At 58.5% G+C, this 20,710-nt stretch carries 21 protein-coding genes and 1 tRNA gene; 8 read left to right on the top strand and 14 right to left on the bottom strand.

The window, feature by feature from the left end; all coding sequences use genetic code 11:
* Nucleotides 1-23: 23 nt before the first annotated feature.
* The 8 genes from ychF to FQ185_RS28125 form a co-directional block, all read right to left on the bottom strand.
* On the bottom strand, nt 24-1,124 hold the full coding sequence (gene ychF, locus FQ185_RS28160; protein ID WP_064675906.1) for a redox-regulated ATPase YchF: 1,101 nt from the start codon (nt 1,122-1,124) through the stop codon (nt 24-26).
* A gap of 22 nt (nt 1,125-1,146) precedes the next feature.
* Nucleotides 1,147-1,731 carry an aminoacyl-tRNA hydrolase gene (pth, locus tag FQ185_RS28155; protein ID WP_010458286.1) on the bottom strand — a complete coding sequence of 195 codons (585 nt, stop codon included), beginning with the start codon at nt 1,729-1,731 and terminating at the stop codon, nt 1,147-1,149.
* Between the two features lie 169 nt (nt 1,732-1,900).
* Entirely contained in the window at nt 1,901-2,506 is a 606-nt protein-coding gene (locus FQ185_RS28150; protein ID WP_149420288.1) for a 50S ribosomal protein L25/general stress protein Ctc, read from the bottom strand.
* A 140-nt stretch (nt 2,507-2,646) separates the two neighbouring features.
* Complete coding sequence (locus FQ185_RS28145) at nt 2,647-3,588, bottom strand: ribose-phosphate pyrophosphokinase (RefSeq protein ID WP_003208392.1); 942 nt, start codon at nt 3,586-3,588, stop codon at nt 2,647-2,649.
* 45 nt (nt 3,589-3,633) lie between these two features.
* Nucleotides 3,634-3,708 (bottom strand) — tRNA-Gln (locus tag FQ185_RS28140).
* 36 nt (nt 3,709-3,744) lie between these two features.
* Nucleotides 3,745-4,596 (bottom strand): 4-(cytidine 5'-diphospho)-2-C-methyl-D-erythritol kinase, encoded by an 852-nt coding sequence (ispE, locus tag FQ185_RS28135; protein WP_149420311.1) that lies wholly within the window; start codon nt 4,594-4,596, stop codon nt 3,745-3,747.
* 2 nt (nt 4,597-4,598) lie between these two features.
* A complete protein-coding gene (lolB, locus tag FQ185_RS28130) occupies nt 4,599-5,216 on the bottom strand; it encodes a lipoprotein insertase outer membrane protein LolB (RefSeq protein WP_149420287.1) in 618 nt (205 codons plus the stop codon).
* Nucleotides 5,217-5,220: 4 nt separating this feature from the next.
* A complete protein-coding gene (locus FQ185_RS28125; protein ID WP_149420286.1) occupies nt 5,221-6,945 on the bottom strand; it encodes a tetratricopeptide repeat protein in 1,725 nt (574 codons plus the stop codon).
* Between the two features lie 182 nt (nt 6,946-7,127).
* Here FQ185_RS28125 and hemA point away from each other — a divergent pair, with 182 nt between their 5' ends.
* The 6 genes from hemA to FQ185_RS28095 all read left to right on the top strand — a co-directional run bounded on the left by hemA (nt 7,128) and on the right by FQ185_RS28095 (nt 12,491).
* Entirely contained in the window at nt 7,128-8,417 is a 1,290-nt protein-coding gene (hemA, locus tag FQ185_RS28120) for a glutamyl-tRNA reductase (RefSeq protein WP_149420285.1), read from the top strand.
* Nucleotides 8,414-9,496 (top strand): peptide chain release factor 1, encoded by a 1,083-nt coding sequence (gene prfA, locus FQ185_RS28115; RefSeq protein ID WP_149420284.1) that lies wholly within the window; start codon nt 8,414-8,416, stop codon nt 9,494-9,496. Before hemA ends, prfA begins: the two co-directional genes overlap by 4 nt.
* Entirely contained in the window at nt 9,497-10,327 is an 831-nt protein-coding gene (gene prmC / locus FQ185_RS28110; protein WP_149420283.1) for a peptide chain release factor N(5)-glutamine methyltransferase, read from the top strand.
* Nucleotides 10,321-11,076: a molybdopterin-synthase adenylyltransferase MoeB gene (locus tag FQ185_RS28105; protein WP_149420282.1), complete on the top strand. Its 756-nt coding sequence runs from the start codon at nt 10,321-10,323 to the stop codon at nt 11,074-11,076. Before prmC ends, FQ185_RS28105 begins: the two co-directional genes overlap by 7 nt.
* Nucleotides 11,069-11,860 carry a glutamate racemase gene (gene murI / locus FQ185_RS28100; protein ID WP_149420281.1) on the top strand — a complete coding sequence of 264 codons (792 nt, stop codon included), beginning with the start codon at nt 11,069-11,071 and terminating at the stop codon, nt 11,858-11,860. Before FQ185_RS28105 ends, murI begins: the two co-directional genes overlap by 8 nt.
* A 112-nt stretch (nt 11,861-11,972) precedes the next feature.
* The gene (locus FQ185_RS28095) at nt 11,973-12,491 is read left to right on the top strand and encodes an acyloxyacyl hydrolase (protein ID WP_149420280.1); all 519 of its coding nucleotides are present in this window, start codon (nt 11,973-11,975) and stop codon (nt 12,489-12,491) included.
* A 57-nt stretch (nt 12,492-12,548) separates the two neighbouring features.
* On the opposite strand, the gene FQ185_RS28090 is transcribed toward FQ185_RS28095, so the two are convergent.
* The 6 genes from FQ185_RS28090 to FQ185_RS28065 form a co-directional block, all read right to left on the bottom strand.
* Nucleotides 12,549-12,854, bottom strand: a complete 306-nt coding sequence (locus FQ185_RS28090; protein ID WP_149420279.1) for a YkgJ family cysteine cluster protein — start codon at nt 12,852-12,854, stop codon at nt 12,549-12,551.
* 148 nt (nt 12,855-13,002) lie between these two features.
* The gene (locus FQ185_RS28085) at nt 13,003-13,785 is read right to left on the bottom strand and encodes an SDR family oxidoreductase (RefSeq protein ID WP_149420278.1); all 783 of its coding nucleotides are present in this window, start codon (nt 13,783-13,785) and stop codon (nt 13,003-13,005) included.
* Nucleotides 13,786-13,862: 77 nt separating this feature from the next.
* Nucleotides 13,863-15,308 (bottom strand): deoxyribodipyrimidine photo-lyase, encoded by a 1,446-nt coding sequence (gene phrB, locus FQ185_RS28080; protein WP_149420277.1) that lies wholly within the window; start codon nt 15,306-15,308, stop codon nt 13,863-13,865.
* A 33-nt stretch (nt 15,309-15,341) separates the two neighbouring features.
* Nucleotides 15,342-16,283: a MerR family transcriptional regulator gene (locus FQ185_RS28075; RefSeq protein ID WP_149420276.1), complete on the bottom strand. Its 942-nt coding sequence runs from the start codon at nt 16,281-16,283 to the stop codon at nt 15,342-15,344.
* A 10-nt stretch (nt 16,284-16,293) separates the two neighbouring features.
* Nucleotides 16,294-17,253, bottom strand: a complete 960-nt coding sequence (locus FQ185_RS28070) for a DUF523 and DUF1722 domain-containing protein (protein ID WP_149420275.1) — start codon at nt 17,251-17,253, stop codon at nt 16,294-16,296.
* A 202-nt stretch (nt 17,254-17,455) separates the two neighbouring features.
* A complete protein-coding gene (locus tag FQ185_RS28065; protein ID WP_149420274.1) occupies nt 17,456-18,442 on the bottom strand; it encodes an NAD(P)/FAD-dependent oxidoreductase in 987 nt (328 codons plus the stop codon).
* Nucleotides 18,443-18,638: 196 nt separating this feature from the next.
* Here FQ185_RS28065 and FQ185_RS28060 point away from each other — a divergent pair, with 196 nt between their 5' ends.
* The gene (locus FQ185_RS28060; RefSeq protein WP_149420273.1) at nt 18,639-19,547 is read left to right on the top strand and encodes a TIGR01777 family oxidoreductase; all 909 of its coding nucleotides are present in this window, start codon (nt 18,639-18,641) and stop codon (nt 19,545-19,547) included.
* Nucleotides 19,548-19,555: 8 nt separating this feature from the next.
* Nucleotides 19,556-20,581 (top strand): ferrochelatase, encoded by a 1,026-nt coding sequence (gene hemH / locus FQ185_RS28055; protein WP_149420272.1) that lies wholly within the window; start codon nt 19,556-19,558, stop codon nt 20,579-20,581.
* Nucleotides 20,582-20,710: the final 129 nt, after the last annotated feature.

Below are 20,710 nucleotides of genomic sequence, written 5' to 3'. Positions count from 1 at the left end.
GGGCGGGTGCTTCGTCTTGAAACTTAGACGTTGAAACGGAAGTGCATCACGTCGCCATCTTTAACGATGTAGTCCTTGCCTTCCAAGCGCCATTTACCGGCTTCTTTGGTGCCGGCTTCGCCCTTGTACTGGATGAAGTCGTCATAGGCGATGACTTCGGCGCGGATGAAGCCTTTTTCGAAGTCGGTGTGGATCACGCCGGCGGCTTGTGGTGCGGTAGCACCGACGCGGACGGTCCAGGCGCGGACTTCTTCGACACCGGCGGTGAAGTAGGTCTGCAGGTGCAGCATTTCGTAACCGGCGCGGATGACGCGGTTCAAGCCAGGTTCTTCGAGACCCAGGGCTTCGAGGAACATGTCTTTCTCTTCGCCGTCATCCAGTTCGGCGATTTCGGCTTCGATCTTGTTGCAGACCGGAACTACCATGGCGCCTTCTTCTTCGGCGATGGCTTTGACGATGTCCAGCAGCGGGTTGTTCTCGAAACCGTCTTCAGCGACGTTGGCGATGTACATGACCGGCTTGGTGGTCAGCAGGTGGAAACCACGAATCACCGCTTTGTCGTCGGCGCCCATGGTTTTCATCAGCGTACGCGCAGGCTTGCCGAGGGTGAAGTGAGCGATCAGTTGCTCCAGCAGACCTTTCTGGACCACGGCGTCCTTGTCACCACCCTTGGCGTTGCGAGCGACTTTCTGCAGTTGCTTCTCGCAGCTGTCGAGGTCGGCGAAGATCAGTTCGAGGTCGATGATCTCGATGTCGCGTTTCGGGTCGACGCTGTTGGAGACGTGAATTACGTTCTCGTCTTCAAAGCAGCGGACCACGTGAGCGATGGCATCGGTCTCGCGGATGTTGGCGAGGAACTTGTTGCCCAGGCCTTCACCTTTCGAGGCGCCGGCAACCAGGCCAGCGATGTCGACGAATTCCATGGTGGTTGGCAGGATACGCTTCGGATTGACGATGGCCGCCAGGGCTTCCAGGCGCGGATCCGGCATTGGCACGATGCCAGTGTTTGGCTCGATGGTGCAGAAGGGGAAGTTCTCGGCCGCGATCCCGGATTTGGTCAGGGCGTTGAATAGGGTGGACTTGCCGACGTTAGGCAGGCCGACGATGCCGCAATTGAATCCCATGATTTTTTCCCCGAGGAGTGAGTCAGGCCTTCTGGCTGTGCAGGTTTTTCATCGCGCGGTTCCATTCACCGGCGAGGATATCCGGCAGCACGCCGAGGGCAAAGTCGATGCTGGCATCGAGTTTTTCCTGTTCGGCGCGTGGCGCACGACCCAGGACGAAATTTGAAACCATACTGGCAACGCCCGGGTGGCCAATGCCAAGCCGCAAGCGGTAAAAGGTATTCTGATTGCCCAGTTGCGCAATGATGTCGCGCAACCCGTTGTGACCGCCATGGCCGCCGCCTTGTTTGAGCTTGGCAACGCCGGGTGGCAGGTCGAGTTCGTCGTGCGCCACGAGGATTTCTTCAGGCGTGATGCGGAAGAAACCGGCGAGTGCCGCCACGGCTTGGCCGCTGCGGTTCATGTACGTGGTGGGAATCAACAGACGAACATCCTGACCCTGATGCGAATAACGCCCGGTCAGGCCGAAATATTTGCGATCCGCCACAAGGTTTACGCCTTGTGCGTTCGCGATGCGCTCAACAAAAAGGGCCCCTGCGTTATGCCGGGTCTGTTCGTATTCAGCGCCTGGATTTCCCAGGCCAACGATCAGTTTGATGGCAGTCACGATAGGGGCCCTTTCTTGGAGTGGTGGATAACATCGCCGCGACAGTTGTGTGCGGCGAAAGTGGACGACAAGTGCTCATTTACCATTATGTAAACTCCGCGTTCTCGCCCGCTTTCTCGCTACGCTCTAGTCCGCGATGTTACCGGTCACTCCGGCGAACAGAGTCAAATTACTCTGCTGCGCCTTCTTCAGTAGTAGCTTCTGGAGCAACACGTGGAGCGTGGACGTTGGCAACAGCCTTGTCATCACCGTGTGCCAGAGCAACAAACTCAACGCCTTTAGGGGCTTTGAGGTCAGACAGGTGAATGATCGAACCGACTTCGGCGTTAGCCAGGTCGACTTCGATGAATTCAGGCAGGTCTTTTGGCAGGCAGGTCACTTCGATTTCAGCAACAACGTGCGAAACTTCGCCGCCTTTCTTGATCGGAGCTTCTTCGCCAACGAAGTGTACAGGCACGATAGCGGTCAGTTTCTGGCCAGCTACAACGCGTACGAAGTCAGCGTGCATCACGTGGCCTTTAGCCGGGTGACGCTGCAGAGCTTTGATGATTACGTTTTGCTTGGTGCCGCCAACGTTCAGCTCGATGATGTGGCTGTAAGCCGCTTCGTTTTCGAGCAGTTTGGCAACTTCTTTAGCCAGCATGCTGATGGATTCAGGGGCTTTTTCGCCACCGTAAACTACAGCAGGTACCAGGCTTGCGAGACGACGCAGGCGGCGGCTCGCACCTTTCCCCAGGTCGGAACGCACTTCAGCATTCAGAGTAAAATCGTTCATGTTGTATCTCCAAAATAACCACATTCGCCCCAGCGGTTGCGACCAGCGCTAAAGGCGATATGGGCAAAAAAGCCCCGCCCCGACAGGAATGCCGGGGCGGGGCGCTTTTCGTCAACGAGATGTTCGAGAAGGGCAGGGCCTTAACGGAACATCGCGCTGATCGATTCTTCATTGCTGATGCGGCGGACCGCTTCGGCAACAACCGGCGCGATATCCAGTTGACGGATACGCGAGCAGGCTTGAGCAGCAGCGGACAACGGGATGGTGTTAGTCACCACCAATTCGTCCAGCATGGAATTTTCAATGTTTTCGATCGCCCGACCGGACAGCACAGGGTGTGTGCAGTAGGCGAAAACCTTGGCAGCGCCATGCTCTTTCAGGGCCTTGGCCGCGTGGCACAGAGTGCCGGCGGTATCGACCATGTCATCGACCAGAATACAGGTACGCCCTTCGACATCACCGATGATATGCATCACTTCAGAGTGATTGGCTTTCTCACGGCGTTTGTCGATGATCCCGAGATCCACGCCCAGGGATTTGGCAACAGCACGTGCACGCACGACGCCGCCAATGTCCGGGGAAACGATCATCAGGTTTTCGAAGCGCTGATCTTCAATGTCATCCACCAATACCGGGGAGCCGTAGATGTTATCTACCGGAATATCGAAGAAACCCTGGATTTGGTCAGCATGCAGATCAACCGTGAGAACACGGTCGATGCCGACTACGGTAAGCATGTCAGCAACGACTTTCGCGCTGATAGCCACACGTGCGGAACGCGGACGGCGATCCTGACGGGCATAACCAAAGTAAGGAATAACAGCAGTGATACGAGTAGCCGAGGAGCGGCGGAAGGCATCAGCCATCACTACCAGTTCCATCAGGTTATCGTTGGTCGGAGCGCAAGTCGGCTGAATAATGAAGACATCTTTACCGCGGACGTTTTCATTGATCTCGGCAGTAATTTCGCCGTCGGAGAACTTACCGACAGAGATGTCACCGAGAGGGATATGCAGCTGACGTACAACACGCCGAGCCAGATCGGGGTTAGCGTTCCCCGTAAAGACCATCATCTTGGACACGCGCAGTACCTAGAGGCTGAGGGTAACCTGGATGAGTATAGAAAATGGCAGGGGCGGCTGGATTCGAACCAACGCATGGCAGGATCAAAACCTGCTGCCTTACCGCTTGGCGACGCCCCTGTATCTGTTGCAACGATTACCCAGTAATCGGTTCCTTTAGAGCAGACTTTGCAGCTTGCGATGCAACATCGAAACGTTGCTTCCCTTTGCTACAAACCCTGTAAGGGTCTCTGTAAGAAGGGCCGAGACTTTATCAGCTTCAGCTTTGCTTGGGAAGCCCCCAAACACACAACTTCCAGTTCCGGTGAGTTTTGCTTCGGTAAATTTACCTAACAAATTCAATGCGTTACGTATATCTGGGTAACGCCTTGCTACCACCGGTAAGCAGTCATTTCGACTGTTTCCCTTGGGAACGGGGCGCACTTTAATGGGAGAAGAGTTACGTGTCAACAACGGATCTGAAAAAATTTCTGCTGTACTTACAGATACTTGCGGCACAAGCACGAGATACCACGGTTCTTCGGGGTCTACGGGGGTCAGTTTCTCCCCCACGCCTTCGGCAAAAGCAGCGTGGCCACGCACGAAAACCGGGACGTCGGCGCCAAGTGTCAGGCCCAGAACCGCTAGCCGATCCTCATTCCAGCCCAGTTGCCAGAGATGATTGAGACCCAACAATGTCGTCGCGGCATTTGAACTGCCGCCACCGATACCGCCGCCCATGGGCAGAATTTTTTCGATCCAGATATCGATACCGAGCAGACAACCGGATTGCTCCTGAAGTTTTTTCGCGGCTTTGACGATCAGATTGCTGTCGTGAGGAACGCCATCGAATTCGGTGTGCAAACGAATCACGCCGTCATCGCGGACAGCGAAGGTGATTTCATCGCCATAGTCGAGAAACTGAAAAATCGTCTGCAACTCGTGATAACCGTCTTCACGGCGTCCGAGGATGTGCAGCATCAAATTGAGTTTGGCCGGGGAGGGCAGCGTCAAACGAGGGGCGGTCATGTTTACTGCCCCAATTTGCGAGGTTGCCATTCCTTGATCACCAGCGTGACATCAAGGTCGGTGCCATGCAGTTTGATCCGCTCGGGCAACCAAAAGCCGTTTTGCTCGGCATAGCTGAGGTATTCGACCTGCCAGCCATCCTGTTCCAGGTTGGCCAGGCGGCTGTCGGCGTCCAGTGTCAGGCGGCTTTTGCTGTCTGGCGCCGGGAGCCCGCGAACCCACCAGGCCAGATTGGACACCGGTAACTTCCAGCCCAGTTGTTCTTCGACCAGCACTTCAGGCGTCGGCGCTTCATAGCGACCCTGGTTGGCGACTTCCAGCGAGACCTTGCCGGGGCGACCGGTCAGGCGTGCTGCGCCGCGACCCAAGGGGCCGGAAAGGCGGATGTCGTAATAATCCTGTCGCTGCAGCCAGAACAAGGTGCCGCTGCCCGAGTCTTTCGGGGCGCGAATGCCTATTTTGCCGTTGATCTGCCAGCCATCGAGGAGGGTCAATTGCTGTTTGTACTGGCGCCATTGGGCCGGGTCGCCTTTGCCCTGGACCGATTCGCGGGCGCCGAAGCCGGCGCAACCGGCGAGCAGGGCGATGAAACTGAAAACGATGATGTGGCGCAAAAACATAATCTTAAAGAGTCTCTGATCCGGTCAGGCGCTTGATGGTGCTGCGCAGGATAGGGCTGTCGGGCTGTTCCTTGAGGAACTTGCTCCAGATTTGCCTGGCTTCGCGTTGTTTGCCATTGGCCCACAGAACTTCACCCAGGTGAGCGGCGACTTCCTGATCGGGAAAGCGCTCCAGGGCCTGGCGCAAGTAACGTTCGGCCTCATCGAGGTTGCCCAGACGGAAGTGCACCCAGCCGAGGCTGTCGAGTACCGCCGGGTCTTCCGGATTGATCTGGTGTGCCTGTTCGATCAGGGCCTTGGCTTCGGCGTAACGCGTTGTACGGTCGGACAAGGTGTAGCCGAGGGCGTTCAAGGCCATCGCGTTGTCCGGGTCGCGCTTGATGATCTGTCGCAGGTCTTTTTCCATCTGCGCCAGGTCATTGCGTTTTTCCGCCAGCATCGCCCGGGTGTAGAGCAGATTCAGATCGTCCGGGTATTGCTGCAAGGCTTGCTGCAATACTTTCCAGGCTTTGTCGCCCTGTTTGTTGGCGGACAGGGTTTCGGCTTCGATCAAATACAACTGAATCACGTAATCGGGCTGCTCATCGCGCTCTGCTGCCAGACGGCTTTGGGCTTCGGCGGTCTTGCCGTTGTTCATCAGGATATCGGCCTGGCGTAATTGCGCTGGCAGGTAATCGTTGCCCGCACCGACCTGGGCGTACTCGATAAGCGCGCCCTGAGGGTCGTTGCGCTCTTCAGCGATACGGCCAAGGTTGAGGTGTGCCGAATCGACGTGGCTTTCCCGGGTGATCAGGTCTTCCAGGTAACCCTTGGCCTCGTCCCAGGCCTTGGCCTCCAGGCAGACCAGCGCCAGGGAATAACGCAGTTCGTCGTCTTCCGGATACTGCTGAACCAGGCTCGAGAACTCGGCTTTGGCGTCGTCCATGCGGTCCTGTTCAACCAGCATGCGCGCGTAGGTCAGGCGCAGGCGTTTGTCGTCCGGGTATTTCTTGATGCTTTTTTGCAGCAGCGGCAAGGCCTCATCGCCGCGATCGAGCGTTTGCAGCATGCGCGCGCGCAGCAGGATCGGTGCGATTTCGCCCTCGTCCGGCGGATTGTCTTCCAGCAAGGTCAATGCGCCTTTGGAGTCACCGTCCTGTTGCAGCAGCAAGGCCTTGCCGAAAATCAGCTGGCTGTTGTTCGGATGGCGCTGCAACAAACGGTCAAAACTTTTCATCAGGCCATTGCGCGTGTCCTGGTCGGTATCGGCCGCGGACAGGACGAGGAAGTCGAAATGCGTGTCGCCCTTGCCTTGCAGGACTTTCTCCATATAGACCATGGAGTCGTCATAGCGCCCGGCGCGAGCCAGTTGCACGGCAGCCGCGCGTTGCGCCTCGAGGTCGTCCGGGGCGTTTTTTGCCCAGATCAGCGCGGTATCCAGAGCGGCCTGATCGGCGCCCAGATACTCGGCGATGCGAAACGCCCGCTCGGAGATGCCCGGATCCTGGGTATTGATGGCCTGGGTCACGTAGTTGTCCAAGGCAATGTCGAAACGATTGCGTTGGCCAGCCAGTTCGGCGCTCAACAGGCTGAAGACGGTTTCTTCACTGAATGAGCTGTAAACCTTGGGCTTTTCAGGGGCCGGAGTGCTGTCTTCAACCGGCGACGTACCGTCCGACGAAACGGGTGCCAAGGCCTGGCAGCCGCTGAGGAAGACAAAAGCGAGGAGCAACGCGGAAGATCTATTCATATAGGAAGAGGACGACTAACCTGCGGTCGGATCATCATGACACAAGCCTTCAGCCAAACATAACCGAGTCTCAATCGATGCCTTTATAGAGGCAGGTCATTGGGACAATAGTCAGCGGTAGTTGTTCTGGCAGAGGCGAAGTAGGACAATTGCCGGCTTCACGTCACCATCAGCGACCTTGAATGGCCTTTCTTGCACTCGGTATTAACCACAAGACTGCTTCAGTAGACGTCCGCGAGCGCGTGGCCTTTACCCCTGAGCAACTGGTGGAGGCCTTGCAACAGCTCTGCCGACTCACCGACAGCCGCGAAGCTGCGATCCTCTCCACCTGCAATCGCAGTGAACTCTATATAGAACAGGATCACCTTTCGGCGGACGTCATCCTGCGCTGGCTGGCCGATTATCACCATTTGAGCCTCGAAGAGCTGCGCGCGAGCGCTTATGTGCACGAAGATGATGCGGCCGTTCGTCACATGATGCGGGTGGCCTCCGGGCTCGATTCGCTGGTGTTGGGCGAACCGCAGATTCTCGGCCAGATGAAATCGGCCTACGCCGTGGCCCGCGAGGCCGGCACCATCGGTCCGCTGCTCGGGCGTTTGTTTCAAGCGACGTTCAACGCCGCCAAGCAAGTGCGCACCGATACCGCCATCGGCGAGAACCCGGTGTCCGTGGCGTTTGCCGCGGTCAGCCTGGCGAAACAGATTTTCAGCGACCTGCAACGCAGCCAGGCCTTGCTGATCGGTGCCGGCGAGACCATCACCCTGGTCGCCCGCCATCTGCACGAATTGGGTGTGAAGCGCATCGTGGTCGCCAACCGGACACTGGAGCGCGCAAGCATCCTGGCCGAGCAGTTCGGCGCCCATGCGGTGTTGCTCTCGGAGATCCCGGCAGAACTGGTGCGCAGCGACATCGTCATCAGCTCCACGGCCAGCCAGTTGCCGATCCTGGGCAAGGGCGCTGTAGAAAGTGCCCTGAAACTGCGCAAGCACAAACCGATTTTCATGGTCGATATCGCCGTCCCTCGGGATATCGAGCCTGAAGTCGGCGAACTGGACGACGTTTACCTTTATAGCGTCGACGATCTTCACGAAGTTGTCGCCGAGAACCTCAAGAGCCGTCAGGGTGCAGCCCAGGCGGCCGAAGAGATGGTCTCGATCGGCGCCGAAGATTTCATGGTTCGCCTGCGTGAGCTGGCGGCGGTGGATGTGCTCAAGGCCTATCGCCAACAAAGTGAGCGCATGCGCGACGAAGAATTGCAGAAGGCCCAGCGCATGCTGGCCAACGGCAGCAGCGCCGAAGACGTGCTGGTGCAACTGGCGCGGGGCTTGACCAACAAACTCTTGCACGCACCGAGCGTGCAGTTGAAAAAGCTCTCTGCCGAAGGTCGCCTCGATGCACTGGCCATGGCCCAGGAACTCTTTGCCCTCGGTGAGGGCTCATCGGATAGCTTTTCGGATAAAAAACCGCAATGAAAGCGTCACTGCTCAATAAGCTGGACATCCTCCAGGACCGTTTCGAGGAATTGACCGCCTTGCTTGGCGACGGCGAAGTCATTTCCGATCAGAACAAATTCCGCACCTATTCCAAGGAGTACGCGGAAGTCGAGCCGATTGTCGAGACCTATAAACAGTTGCTCAAGGTGCAAGGCGATCTCGAAGGCGCCCAGGCACTGCTCAAGGACAGCGACCCGGACATGCGCGAAATGGCCGTGGAAGAAGTCCGCGAAGCCAAAGAGCAACTGATCGAAATCGAAGCCAGCCTGCAACGCATGCTGCTGCCCAAGGACCCGAACGACGGCCGCAACGTGTTCCTCGAAATCCGCGCCGGCACCGGTGGTGACGAGGCGGCGATTTTCTCTGGCGACCTGTTCCGCATGTATTCGCGTTACGCCGAACGGCGTGGCTGGCGGGTGGAGATCCTCTCGGAGAACATCGGTGAACACGGTGGCTTTAAAGAAGTCATCGCCCGGGTCGAAGGCGACAACGTCTATGGCAAGCTGAAATTCGAATCCGGTGCGCATCGCGTGCAACGGGTTCCGGCCACTGAATCCCAGGGGCGCATCCACACCTCGGCCTGCACCGTGGCGGTGTTGCCCGAGCCGGACGAGCAGGAAGTGATCGAGATCAACCCCTCGGATTTGCGTATCGATACCTATAAATCCTCGGGTGCCGGTGGTCAGCACGTCAACAAGACTGACTCGGCGATCCGCATCACGCACTTGCCGTCCGGTATTGTTGTCGAGTGTCAGGAAGAGCGTTCCCAGCACAAAAACCGCGCCCGGGCGATGTCCTGGCTGTCGGCCAAGCTCAACGATCAGCAGACCAGCGCCGCCGCCAATGCCATTGCCAGCGAGCGTAAGTTGTTGGTGGGCTCGGGCGATCGCTCCGAACGGATCCGCACGTACAACTTTGCCCAAGGGCGGGTCACCGACCACCGGGTTAACCTGACGCTGTATTCCCTCGACGAGATTCTCGCGGGTGGCGTCGATGCGGTGATCGAGCCGTTGCTGGCCGAATACCAGGCCGACCAATTGGCTGCGATAGGTGAGTAAATGACGATCATTGCCAGTTTGTTGCGCGCCGCCGATTTGCCCGACTCGCCCACCGCGCGCCTGGATGCCGAATTGTTACTGGCGGCGGCGTTGGGCAAGTCCCGCAGTTTCCTGCACACCTGGCCCGAGCGCATCGTGCCGAGCGAAGCGGCGCTGACCTTTGCCAGCTATTTGCAACGCCGTCGCGGCGGCGAACCGGTGGCCTACATTCTTGGCCAGCAAGGTTTCTGGAAGCTCGATCTGGAAGTCGCGCCGCACACGCTGATCCCGCGCCCGGACACCGAGTTGCTGGTCGAAGCCGCGCTTGAGTTGCTGCCAGCCACACCGGCCAGGGTTCTTGATTTGGGCACCGGCAGCGGCGCCATTGCCCTGGCCCTGGCCAGCGAACGTCCGGCCTGGAAGGTCACCGCCGTGGATCGCGTGCTGGAAGCCGTGGCCCTGGCCGAACGCAATCGCCAGCGCCTGCATCTCAATAACGCCACCGTGCTGAGCAGCCATTGGTTCAGCGCGCTGGAAGGTCAGCGTTTTCAACTGATCATCAGCAACCCACCCTATATCGCCAGCGCCGATCCGCATCTGGTGGAAGGCGATGTACGCTTCGAGCCGGCCAGTGCCTTGGTGGCCGGTATCGACGGGCTCGACGATCTGCGTTTGATCGTCGCCCAGGCGCCGGATTACCTTGAAGCGAGCGGCTGGTTGATGCTCGAACACGGTTACGATCAAGCCGCCTCGGTGCGCGATTTGCTGCTGACCCGTGGTTTTGAAGAAGTCCACAGCCGCACCGATCTGGGCGGTCACGAACGTATCAGCCTGGGACGATTGCCGTGCTGAATGATCAGGAATTGTTGCGCTACAGTCGGCAGATTCTGTTGCAGCACGTCGACATCGACGGCCAGTTGCGACTCAAAGAAAGCCGTGTACTGATCGTCGGTCTTGGCGGTCTCGGTTCACCGGTTGCGCTTTACCTGGCCGCTGCCGGCGTCGGCGAATTGCATTTGGCGGACTTCGACACCGTCGACCTGACCAACCTGCAACGCCAGATCATTCATGACATCGACAGCGTCGGTGTGAGCAAGGTCGATTCGGCAATCCGCCGTTTGAGCGCGATCAACCCCGAGATTCAATTGATCGCCCATCGCGCGGCACTGGACGAAGACTCCCTGGCCGCCGTCGTGGCCGCAGTGGATCTGGTGCTGGACTGTTCCGATAATTTCTCCACCCGCGAAGCGGTCAACGCCGCGTGTGTTACTGCCCGTAAGCCTTTGGTCAGCGGTGCGGCGATTCGCCTCGAAGGGCAGTTGTCGGTGTTCGACCCGCGTCGTCCGGAGAGTCCGTGCTACCACTGTTTATATGGGCACGGCAGCGAAGCCGAGCTGACCTGCAGCGAAGCCGGTGTTGTCGGTCCGCTGGTGGGGCTGGTTGGCAGTCTTCAGGCGCTGGAAGCGATGAAGCTGTTGGCAGGTTTCGGTGAACCGCTGGTGGGGCGTCTGCTGTTGATCGATGCCTTGGGCACGCGCTTCCGTGAATTACGGGTCAAGCGTGATCCGGGTTGCAGCGTCTGTGGTACGGCCCATGCGTGAAGCGCCGATTGGCGTGTTCGATTCCGGCGTCGGGGGGCTGTCGGTGCTGGCCGAGATCCAGCGCTTGCTGCCCAACGAGTCTCTGTTGTACGTCGCCGATTGCGGGAATATTCCCTACGGCGAGAAAACCCCCGAATTTATTCAGCAGCGTTGCAGCGTGATCGCCGATTTTTTTCAGCAGCAGGGCGCCAAGGCGTTGGTGCTGGCCTGCAACACGGCCACCGTGGCCGGCGTCGCCAATTTGCGGCGTGATTATCCCGAGTGGCCCATTGTCGGCATGGAGCCGGCAGTCAAACCGGCCGCTGCCGCCACTCGCAGCGGTGTGGTCGGCGTACTCGCCACCACCGGCACTTTGCAGAGTGCCAAGTTCGCCGCGTTGCTCGACCGTTTCGCCACCGATGTGCGCGTCATCACTCAGCCGTGTCCCGGCCTGGTGGAACTGATTGAAAACGGCGATCTGCACAGTCCTGCCCTGCGCCAATTGCTTGCCCGGTATATCGAACCGCTGCTCGGCGCCGGGTGTGACACGATAATTCTTGGCTGCACGCATTACCCCTTCCTAAAGCCGCTGCTTAAGCAGATGATCCCCGATGACATCAGTTTGATTGACACCGGCGCCGCTGTAGCACGGCAACTTCAGCGTCTGTTGGCCGAGCGTGAATTGCTCGCTGAGGGGCCAGCACGTGCTGCGCAGTTCTGGACGAGTTCCGATCCGGAGCATTTCAGAAATATTTTGCCGATACTGTGGAACACCGCTGGCGATGTGCAAAGCTTCAAGAAGTAAAAAAATCCTGGGGTAAACGAATAATTGGGGTGAACTTCTGATTAAGCGTCGACTTCTATAGCGTTAAGCAACAAAAAAACCATACGAAATCGTTCGGAAAAGGATGTTTCTAATGAAGCGACTATTCTGCTTGGCCGCGATTGCGGCCGCACTGATGGGGCAAAATTTTACCGCGCAGGCGGCAGGCGTGGAGTTCGCGGTCGGCCAGACCAGCGAGTCGACCATGACCTATCGACTGGGCATGCAATTCGATTGGGACAAGAGCTGGTTGCAGAGTGATGTCGGCCGTTTGACCGGTTACTGGACCGGTGCCTACACCTATTGGGAAGGCGACGAGGCGTCCAGCAACCACAGCCTGTCCTTTTCGCCAGTACTGGTTTACGAATTTTCCGGGCAGACTGTAAAACCCTACGTGGAGTTGGGGGTTGGCGTCGCGGTGTTCGCCAATACAGAAGTCGAAAACAACCAACTCGGCAGTGCCTTCCAGTTTGAAGACCGGTTCGGGTTTGGTCTGCGCTTTGCGGGCGGACATGAAGTCGGGATTCGTGCGACGCACTATTCCAATGCCGGGCTCAGCAGTCCGAACAACGGTGTAGAGAGTTACGCGCTGCATTACACGATGCCGTTGTAGGCGCTTCTAAATGTGGGAGCGAGCCTGCTCCCACATTAGATCTTCGTTGGTTTGAATTCAGCGATACGCCGTAGTAATCCCCTGGCGCTCGTCGATGCATTCCGGTGCGCCCATCTCGAATTCCCGGCAAATCAGCGGGCGTTTTTCGTAGATGGTGCACATCATGGTGTTGCGATCCAGCGCGGCACACCAGCCATCATCCAGTCGCAGCATGACTTCCCCACCCCAATCATCGGTATCGATGAAGCGTTCGGGCACGCCAGTGTCCGTGATCAGCATGACTTCGAGCTGGCAGCAACAGGCTGCGCAGGTCGAGCAGGTAACCACAGGTGCGGCGATTTGCGTGTGGGGAATGGTTTTCATGGTACGCAGTGTAAGGCAGTGGACCGCAGGTGTGTGAAAGGCCTGACGGACGCTCAGTCGCAGGTTTCGAACAGGATTATCTCGTGGCTGCGATTAAACAGGCAGGCACTGGTCAGCCCCGAGATGCCACTGTCCGCAATGGCGAGTTTTACGGCAGATCCATGATTGGCGGATTTCTGCGCACTATCCGCTTGCCTATCGTCAGTTTCACGCTGTCAGGCATTTTCGACAGCGGCCAGAGAGTGGCCATGAACATCCCCGGCAATGCGATCACCGGCGGACGGTTTTTGAGTTGGTCGAAGAGATGCCTCGCGGCTTTATCCACCGGCCAGCTGAGAGGAATCGAGAAGTCGTTTTTCGCGGACAGTGGAGTGTCGACAAACCCTGGGCTGACCACGGTGACATCGATCCCTTCGCAGCGCAGATCAGTGCGCAGGGACTCGAACAGATAACGCAGCCCGGGCTTCGAGGCACCATGAGCTTCGGCCCGCGGTAGCGGCAGGTAGGTCACCGAGCTGGCGACACCCACCAGATGCGGCGCAGTGCCAGCCCGCAGCAACGGCAAGGCCGCTTCAATGCAATAGCTGCTGGCAAGCAGGTTGGTGCGTACCACGTGCTCGACGATAGAGGAGTCGAACTGCTTGGCATCAACGTATTCGCAGGTGCCAGCGTTGAGAATCAAAGTGTCCAGGGAGCCCCAGTCCTTGGCAATCTGCTCGCCGATTTCACGCACGGTCTGGCTATTGGTCAGATCGCCGGCCACCACCAGTACTTGCCCCGGATAGCGCAGGGACAAGATTTTCATTGGCGCCGCCGAACGCGAACTGACGGCCAGGTGGGCCCCGGTTTTCAGTATTTCTTCTGCCAGCGCAGCACCAATGCCGTTGCTCGCGCCTGTCAGCCAATAGCGCCGTGGAGGTGTAAGACTCATCCCGATCTCCCTTTCAATCAGGCAATCGCCCGACCCAATACGGGTAAATGTTTATGACGTAGTAGTCCTGGAGGCAATTACTCATAGCCCCCTCCGGCATTCTGTCGCGACGCCAGGCTCTTGAACGCGGCCAGCGCGCGCGCGCGGGAGGTACTCAGGTTGACGATCGGCGACGGATAATCCGCTACGCCGAACAGCCCGCTGAGATTCGCCGGGTTGTGCACTTCTTTTTTGCTCAGCCCGGCCAGTTCCGGCAGCCAGTGTTTGATAAACAGCCCTTCGCTGTCGAATTTTTCCGACTGGCTAAGCGGGTTGAAAATCCGGAAGTAGGGCGCCGAATCGGTGCCGGTGGAGGCACTCCATTGCCAGCCGCCGTTGTTTGCCGCGAGGTCGCCATCGATCAGATGACGCATGAAAAAGCGCTCGCCTTCGCGCCAGTCAATCAGCAGGTTCTTGGTCAGGAACATCGCCACCACCATGCGCAGGCGGTTGTGCATCCAGCCGGTTTCGAGCAACTGGCGCATGGCTGCATCGATAATCGGCAAACCGGTACGGGCCTGCTGCCAGGCTGCGAGTTCCTCGGGGGCGTCGCGCCAGGCCAGGGCTTCGGTTTCCGGGCGGAAGGCGCGGTGACGGGAGACCCGTGGGTAACCCACCAGAATGTGTTTGTAGAACTCGCGCCAAAGCAGTTCGTTGATCCAGGTGACGGCGCCGACTTTGCCGCTTTCGAACTCGCCCTGATTGCTTTGCAGCGCGGCATGCAGGCATTGGCGAGGAGAAAGGACGCCCGCAGCGAGATAGGCGGAGAGCTGACTGGTGCCAGGTTTGGCCGGGAAATCCCGCTCGCTTTTGTAGTAGTCGATGTGGGCATCGGCGAACGTCTCGAGGCGACGATGAGCGCAGTCCTCACCGGCCGGCCAGAGGGCACGCAGGCTATCGCTGGGCGTTTCGAAACCCTCAACGGTTGAGGGGATTTCGTCGCTGTCGATGTTCAACGGCGCTTGGACCATAGGGGCGATCACCAGACCCGGTAATGAGCGGTGCAGGCGTTCGTAACAGACCTTGCGGAACTGGCTGAAGACCTGGAAGTACGTGCCTGTCCTGGTCAACACCGTGCCAGGCTTGAACAGCAGCTGATCCAGGTAGCGGTGAAAGTCGATGCCCTCGGCCTTCAGCACTTTGGCAACTGCCGCATCACGTCGGGTTTCATGAATGCCGTATTCGTCATTGACGTGCACCGCGTCTATTTTCAGCTGCTGGCAAAGATCGAGCAAAACCCTGGGTGCTTCTTCCCAGCGTGGCGCCTTGCGGATCAGCAGGGGAATGTTCAGTTTGCCCAGTGCGTTGCGCAGTTCACTCAGATTGCGCAGCCAGAAGTCCACTTTGCACGAGGCGTCATCGTGTTCCAGCCATTGTTGCGGGCTCAACAAATACACCGCCACCGTCGGGGCGCGGGCTGCGGCGGCCGAGAGGGCAGTGTTGTCGTGTAGGCGCAAGTCGCTGCGCAGCCAGATCAATTGCATGGTGGTGTCCGCACGATCATTAAAAATGCACCATTAAATTAGCCCGCACTGAATCAGGCTCCGATGTGCCGATAAAGGATCTTCGGCCAGGAACAAATCAGTGATATCGGTAGTTCTCGCGGATAATTCGGTGTGGTGGATGCACACCGTTGGTCCGGCAATAATTTTTGGGCAACTGATACCATTCAAAAGTTTCGGCAATTGCGAAAGGTTTATGGCTTTACTGGAATACAGCAGTACTGCGCGCGCTTGCAGGTGATCAATTGCCAGCGCAAGTTCGCCGGCGGGCAGTGGCCAGTCGAAGACTTCCACCGGGCAGTCGGCAGTGCTGATCAGCCACGCGGTGAGCCACAGGTGAGGTTCCAGTGGCAGATCCGAGTGATTGATCAACAGCAGCGGCGCGCTGCGCAACTGTCGGTTGTTATGGTAGATGCGAGCGCCAAATTTGCTACGCAGCCACGAGTAAAAAAATACCCTCTCCATCTGCGCGCCGAACTGGCCCTGCCAGCGTTTTTCCAGATCCGCCAGCAACGGCATCAGCAGTTGTTCGCACAAAATTCGCGGCGGGTAGAGCGCCATCGCCTGATTGACGGTGTCATCGAGGATGCGTTCGGTCAGTTGAGTGACCGCTTGCAGCAGTGTATTGCGCAGCACCTGCCAATCGTTTTCGACGGGTTCGGTAAAGGCCTGCGGGGTGTCGAGCAGTTGCTTGACCTGGCTGACGGCCACGCCGCGGTTGAGCCAGGTGAGGATCGTCAGGATGCGTTGTACGTGTTCGGCGCAAAACAGCCGGTGGCCCTTGGGCGTGCGTTGCGGCACGATCAGGCCGTAACGCCGTTCCCAGGCGCGCAAGGTGACGGCGTTGACGCCGGTCTGTCGGGCGACTTCACGGATCGGCAGCCAGCCTTCGTCGAGGGCTTTCTTGAAGCCGTCGCCGAGGTCTTCGCTGGCGCTGGTGTCGAGTGGGCTTTTCATCAGATTGTCATTAGATCGCGTTTCGCAGGCTGAGATTTTCCGGATGCGGCTGCAGGTAGACCTGTTGCGCAATGTACGGATCCGGGTGTTGACGGAAGTAATGCTTGAGCAGGGTCAGCGGCACCACCAGCGGCACGATGCCGAGTCGGTACTGGCCGATGACGTGTTGCACTTCCTGTTTGTCTTCAGCGCTGATGGCTAGCTTGAGATAGCCGCTGATGTGTAGCAAGACGTTGGTGTGGGTGCGGCGTGTGGCGCATTTTTTCAGGGCGGCCATCAGCTCGCTGAAATAGCGTCGTCCGAGTTCGCAGGGGTCGGTCTGGCCCATGTTGCCCAGCAAGTTGCCCAGCGTTTTGTATTGCACCGGGTTATGCGCCATCAGCAGGTATTTGTAGCGCGAGTGAAAATCCGTGAGGCCGCGCCGGGTCAGGCCTTCTTGCAACAACTGCTGCCAGGCGCTGTAGGCGAATACACGGGTAAGGAAGTTCTCGCGCAGCACCGGGTCGTTGAGGCGGCCATCTTCTTCTACTGGCAAATCCGGATGCAGCGCACAGAAGGCCCGGGCATAAATGCCACGGCCACCGCCGTCCACCGGTGCGCCGTTGGCGCGGTAGACCTTTACCCGTTCCAGGCCACAGGAAGGGGATTTCTGCATAAAGATGTAGCCGCAGATATCGCTCAGCTGTGCCGCCATTTTCTGACCGTACTCGGCCAGCGGTTGGGTGACGTTGATCGCAGGATCAACTGTGCCGACGGCTTTGGGTTGTTCGGGATCGCCCACCAGGCGGATCGGTTCGCGAGGAATGCCGAGGCCAATGGCGACTTCTGGACAGACCGGGATGAAGTCGAAGTAGTCAGCGAGGGTGCGGCTGCACAGCCGTGACTCCTTGTGCCCGCCGTTGAAGCGCACTTCAGCCCCCATCAGGCAGGCACTGATAGCGATTTTGGGTTTTGCGGCGGCGTGGGGCATCGGAACACCTCGAATCCAGACCTGTACAGAATATTGGTTCTGTACAACATCACTTGATCATAGATTCAAAGGTATACAAGTCAAATTATTTGTATAAGTTTTATGGGCGGTGAGATCGCCGAACAGCCCGGTGACCAAAAAATGCTGTTCGCGGTTTTGCGGGTGGGCTGCTGTCTATTTCGACAGCAGCGAGTCGATGCGTTTACTGAAGGTGCTCGTGCAAGCGGCGGGCAGCTTCCTGGCCGCTGAGCCAGGCGCCTTCGACGCGGCCGGAAAGGCACCAGTCGCCACATACATATAGGCCCAGGTCGGCATCAGCCAAGACGCCCCATTCATGACTGCTGGCGGGTCGGGCGTAGAGCCAGCGATGGGCGAGGCTGAAGGTCGGGGCAGGCATGGCGCTGTGCAGCAGTTCGGCGAAAGCGCCGTGCAATTGCTCGATCACCGCTTCCTTGGGCAGGTCGATATGCTGCCGGCTCCAGAGACTGGTCGCGTGCAATACCCAAGTGTCGAGCGTGTCGTCGCGCCCCGGTTTGCTGCGGTTGCGAGCCAGCCAGTCGAGCGGGCTGTCTTGTACGAAGCAGCCTTCCATGGGGGTATCCAGCGGTGTTTCAAAAGCCAGCGCGATCGCCCAGGTCGGTTCCATTTTCACCCCGGCAGCGGCACCGGCGAGCTTCGGCGCAGAGGCCAGCAGGGCCGTTGCCTGAGGAGCCGGCGTGGCAATAACCACATGACTGAACGGGCCGTGGGTGAACCCTTCGGCGTCCTGCAGATGCCAGTGTTCTTCACCGCGATAGACCTCGGTGATCCGGCAGGTGAAATGCACTTCCAGATCGCCCAGCAGGCCGCGGGTAATGGCGCTCATGCGGGGCGTACCCACCCAGCGAGTCTGTTCGTCCGGCGACAGGTTGAGCTGGCCACCGTGGAAGGTGTAGAGCTGCGGCGTCCATTCAGCGACCCAGCCATTGGCTTGCCAGCGCTGGACTTCAGTGACGAAACGGCGATCGCGGGCGGTGAAATATTGCGCGCCCAAGTCCAGGGCACCCGCATCGCTGCGCTTGCTCGACATACGCCCGCCACTGCCGTGGCTTTTATCGAAAAGTTGAACGACATGCCCGGCCTCTGTCAGGGCCTGGGCGGCTGAGAGCCCGGCGATGCCGGTGCCGATGATTGCGATAGGTACAGTCATAGGGGCCTCGTTTACCTTTCTGTACAGACTACGCCGTGGTTTAAACCTGTACAATATTGTTTTTTGGTATAACTTTTAGCGTTCTCGTTCTGGCAGCTTGGCCTATTGTTAAACACAGAGACTGCCCGATACCAAAGATCCCTGCTTATAAAAATAGACTAGTGATCAAGGTAAAACGCCACGCGAGGAAGAAGTCATGCACATATTGCTGACCGGCGGTACTGGTTTGATAGGACGTCAGCTCTGCCGACACTGGTTGAGTCAGGGACATCGCTTGACGGTCTTGAGCCGCACACCTGAAAAAGTCGCGAAAATTTGCGGCCCGCAAGTTCGTGGAGTCGCACTGTTCGAAGACCTTGGGCAAGAAACGGTTGATGCAATCATCAACCTGGCAGGCGCTCCGATTGCCGACCGGCCATGGACGTCCAAGCGTAAAGCGCTGCTGTGGAGCAGCCGGATCACCCTGACCGAAACCATGCTGGCCTGGCTCGAAAGCCGCGCGCAGAAACCGCAGGTGTTGATTTCGGGCTCTGCCATTGGCTGGTACGGCGACGGCGGGGAGCGCGAATTGACCGAGAAGTCTCCACCGGTCATCGATGATTTCGCCAGTCAGTTGTGCATCGCCTGGGAAGAAACCGCTCAGCGTGCCGAGGCCCAGGGCATTCGCGTGATCCTGATTCGCACCGGGTTGGTGTTGTCCGCCGAGGGTGGCTTTTTGTCGCGGCTGTTGCTGCCATTCAAACTGGGGCTGGGCGGGCCGATCGGCAATGGTCGGCAGTGGATGCCGTGGGTGCATATCAAGGATCAAATCGCCCTGATTGATTTTCTTCTGCATCAGAAAGACGCCAGCGGTCCTTATAATGCCTGCGCACCCAAACCGGTGCGCAATCGCGAATTTGCCAAGACGTTGGGCAGCGTGCTGCACCGTCCGGCGTTCATGCCGATGCCAGCCTTGGCGTTGAAGGTGTGTCTGGGCGAGTTGTCATTGTTGTTGCTGGGCGGCCAGAAGGCTGTACCGGCTCGCTTGCTGGAAGCGGGTTTCACTTTCCAGTTCACTGATTTGCGCGCGGCTCTGGATGACCTTTTCCAGCCGCCTTTGAAATAGGACGTTGCATGACCGATCACGCATTGCTTCTGGTCAACCTGGGCTCACCGGCCTCTACCTCGGTGGCGGATGTGCGCAGTTACCTCAATCAATTTCTGATGGACCCGTATGTGATCGACCTGCCATGGCCGGTGCGACGTTTATTGGTGTCGCTGATCCTGTTCAAGCGTCCCGAGCAGTCGGCCCATGCCTACGCCTCGATCTGGTGGGAGGAGGGCTCGCCGCTGGTGGTACTCAGCCGTCGCCTGCAACAGGCCATGACCGCGCAGTGGACCCACGGGCCGGTGGAGCTGGCCATGCGTTATGGCGAGCCGTCGATTGAATCGGCGCTGGTTCGCCTGGCTGCCCAGGGTCACAAGCGAATCACCCTCGCGCCGCTTTATCCGCAGTTCGCCGACAGCACCGTGACCACGGTGATCGAGGAAGCCAGGCGAGTAGTGCGCGAGAAGAAACTCGACGTGCAGTTCTCGATTCTCCAACCGTTCTACGATCAGCCGGAATACCTTGATGCGCTGGTGGCCAGCGCCAAGCCGCATTTGCAGCAGGATTACGATCACCTGCTGTTGAGTTTCCACGGTTTGCCGGAGCGGCACCTGACCAAGATCGACCCTACCGGTCACCATTGCTTTAAAAGCGATAATTGCTGCCAGATCGCTTCGCCAGAAGTAATGGCGACCTGTTACCGCGCCCAATGTCTGCGCACGGCGTCAGAGTTTGCCAAGCGCATGGGCCTGCCGGACGGCAAGTGGTCGGTGTCGTTTCAGTCGCGATTGGGCCGTGCCAAGTGGATTGAGCCCTATACCGAGGCTCGCCTTGATGAGTTGGCGGGGATGGGCGTGAAGAAAGTGCTGGTGATGTGTCCGGCGTTTGTTGCCGATTGTATTGAGACGCTGGAAGAGATCGGAGATCGTGGGCGGGAGCTTTTCCGCGAAGCGGGTGGGGAAGAGTTGGTGCTGGTGCCGTGCCTCAACGATGATCCGCAGTGGGCGAAGGCGTTGAACACATTGTGCGAGCGAGCCCCTCTGGCGTTGTAGTCATGATCGTTCCCACGCGGAGTGAACTGACCCCCAAAGGTTGAACACAACCTTTGGGGGTGTCATGGGTAAGTACACAGAGCAAGTAAAACTGGCAGCAGTGCAGGACTACTGTTCCGGTAGCGCGGG

The organism is Pseudomonas sp. ANT_H12B (assembly GCF_008369325.1).
In the GTDB taxonomy this organism is placed as follows: Bacteria; Pseudomonadota; Gammaproteobacteria; order Pseudomonadales; family Pseudomonadaceae; genus Aquipseudomonas.
The sequence above is the reverse complement of the archived record's forward strand: the minus strand, read 5'-3'. Positions and strand labels throughout refer to the sequence as shown.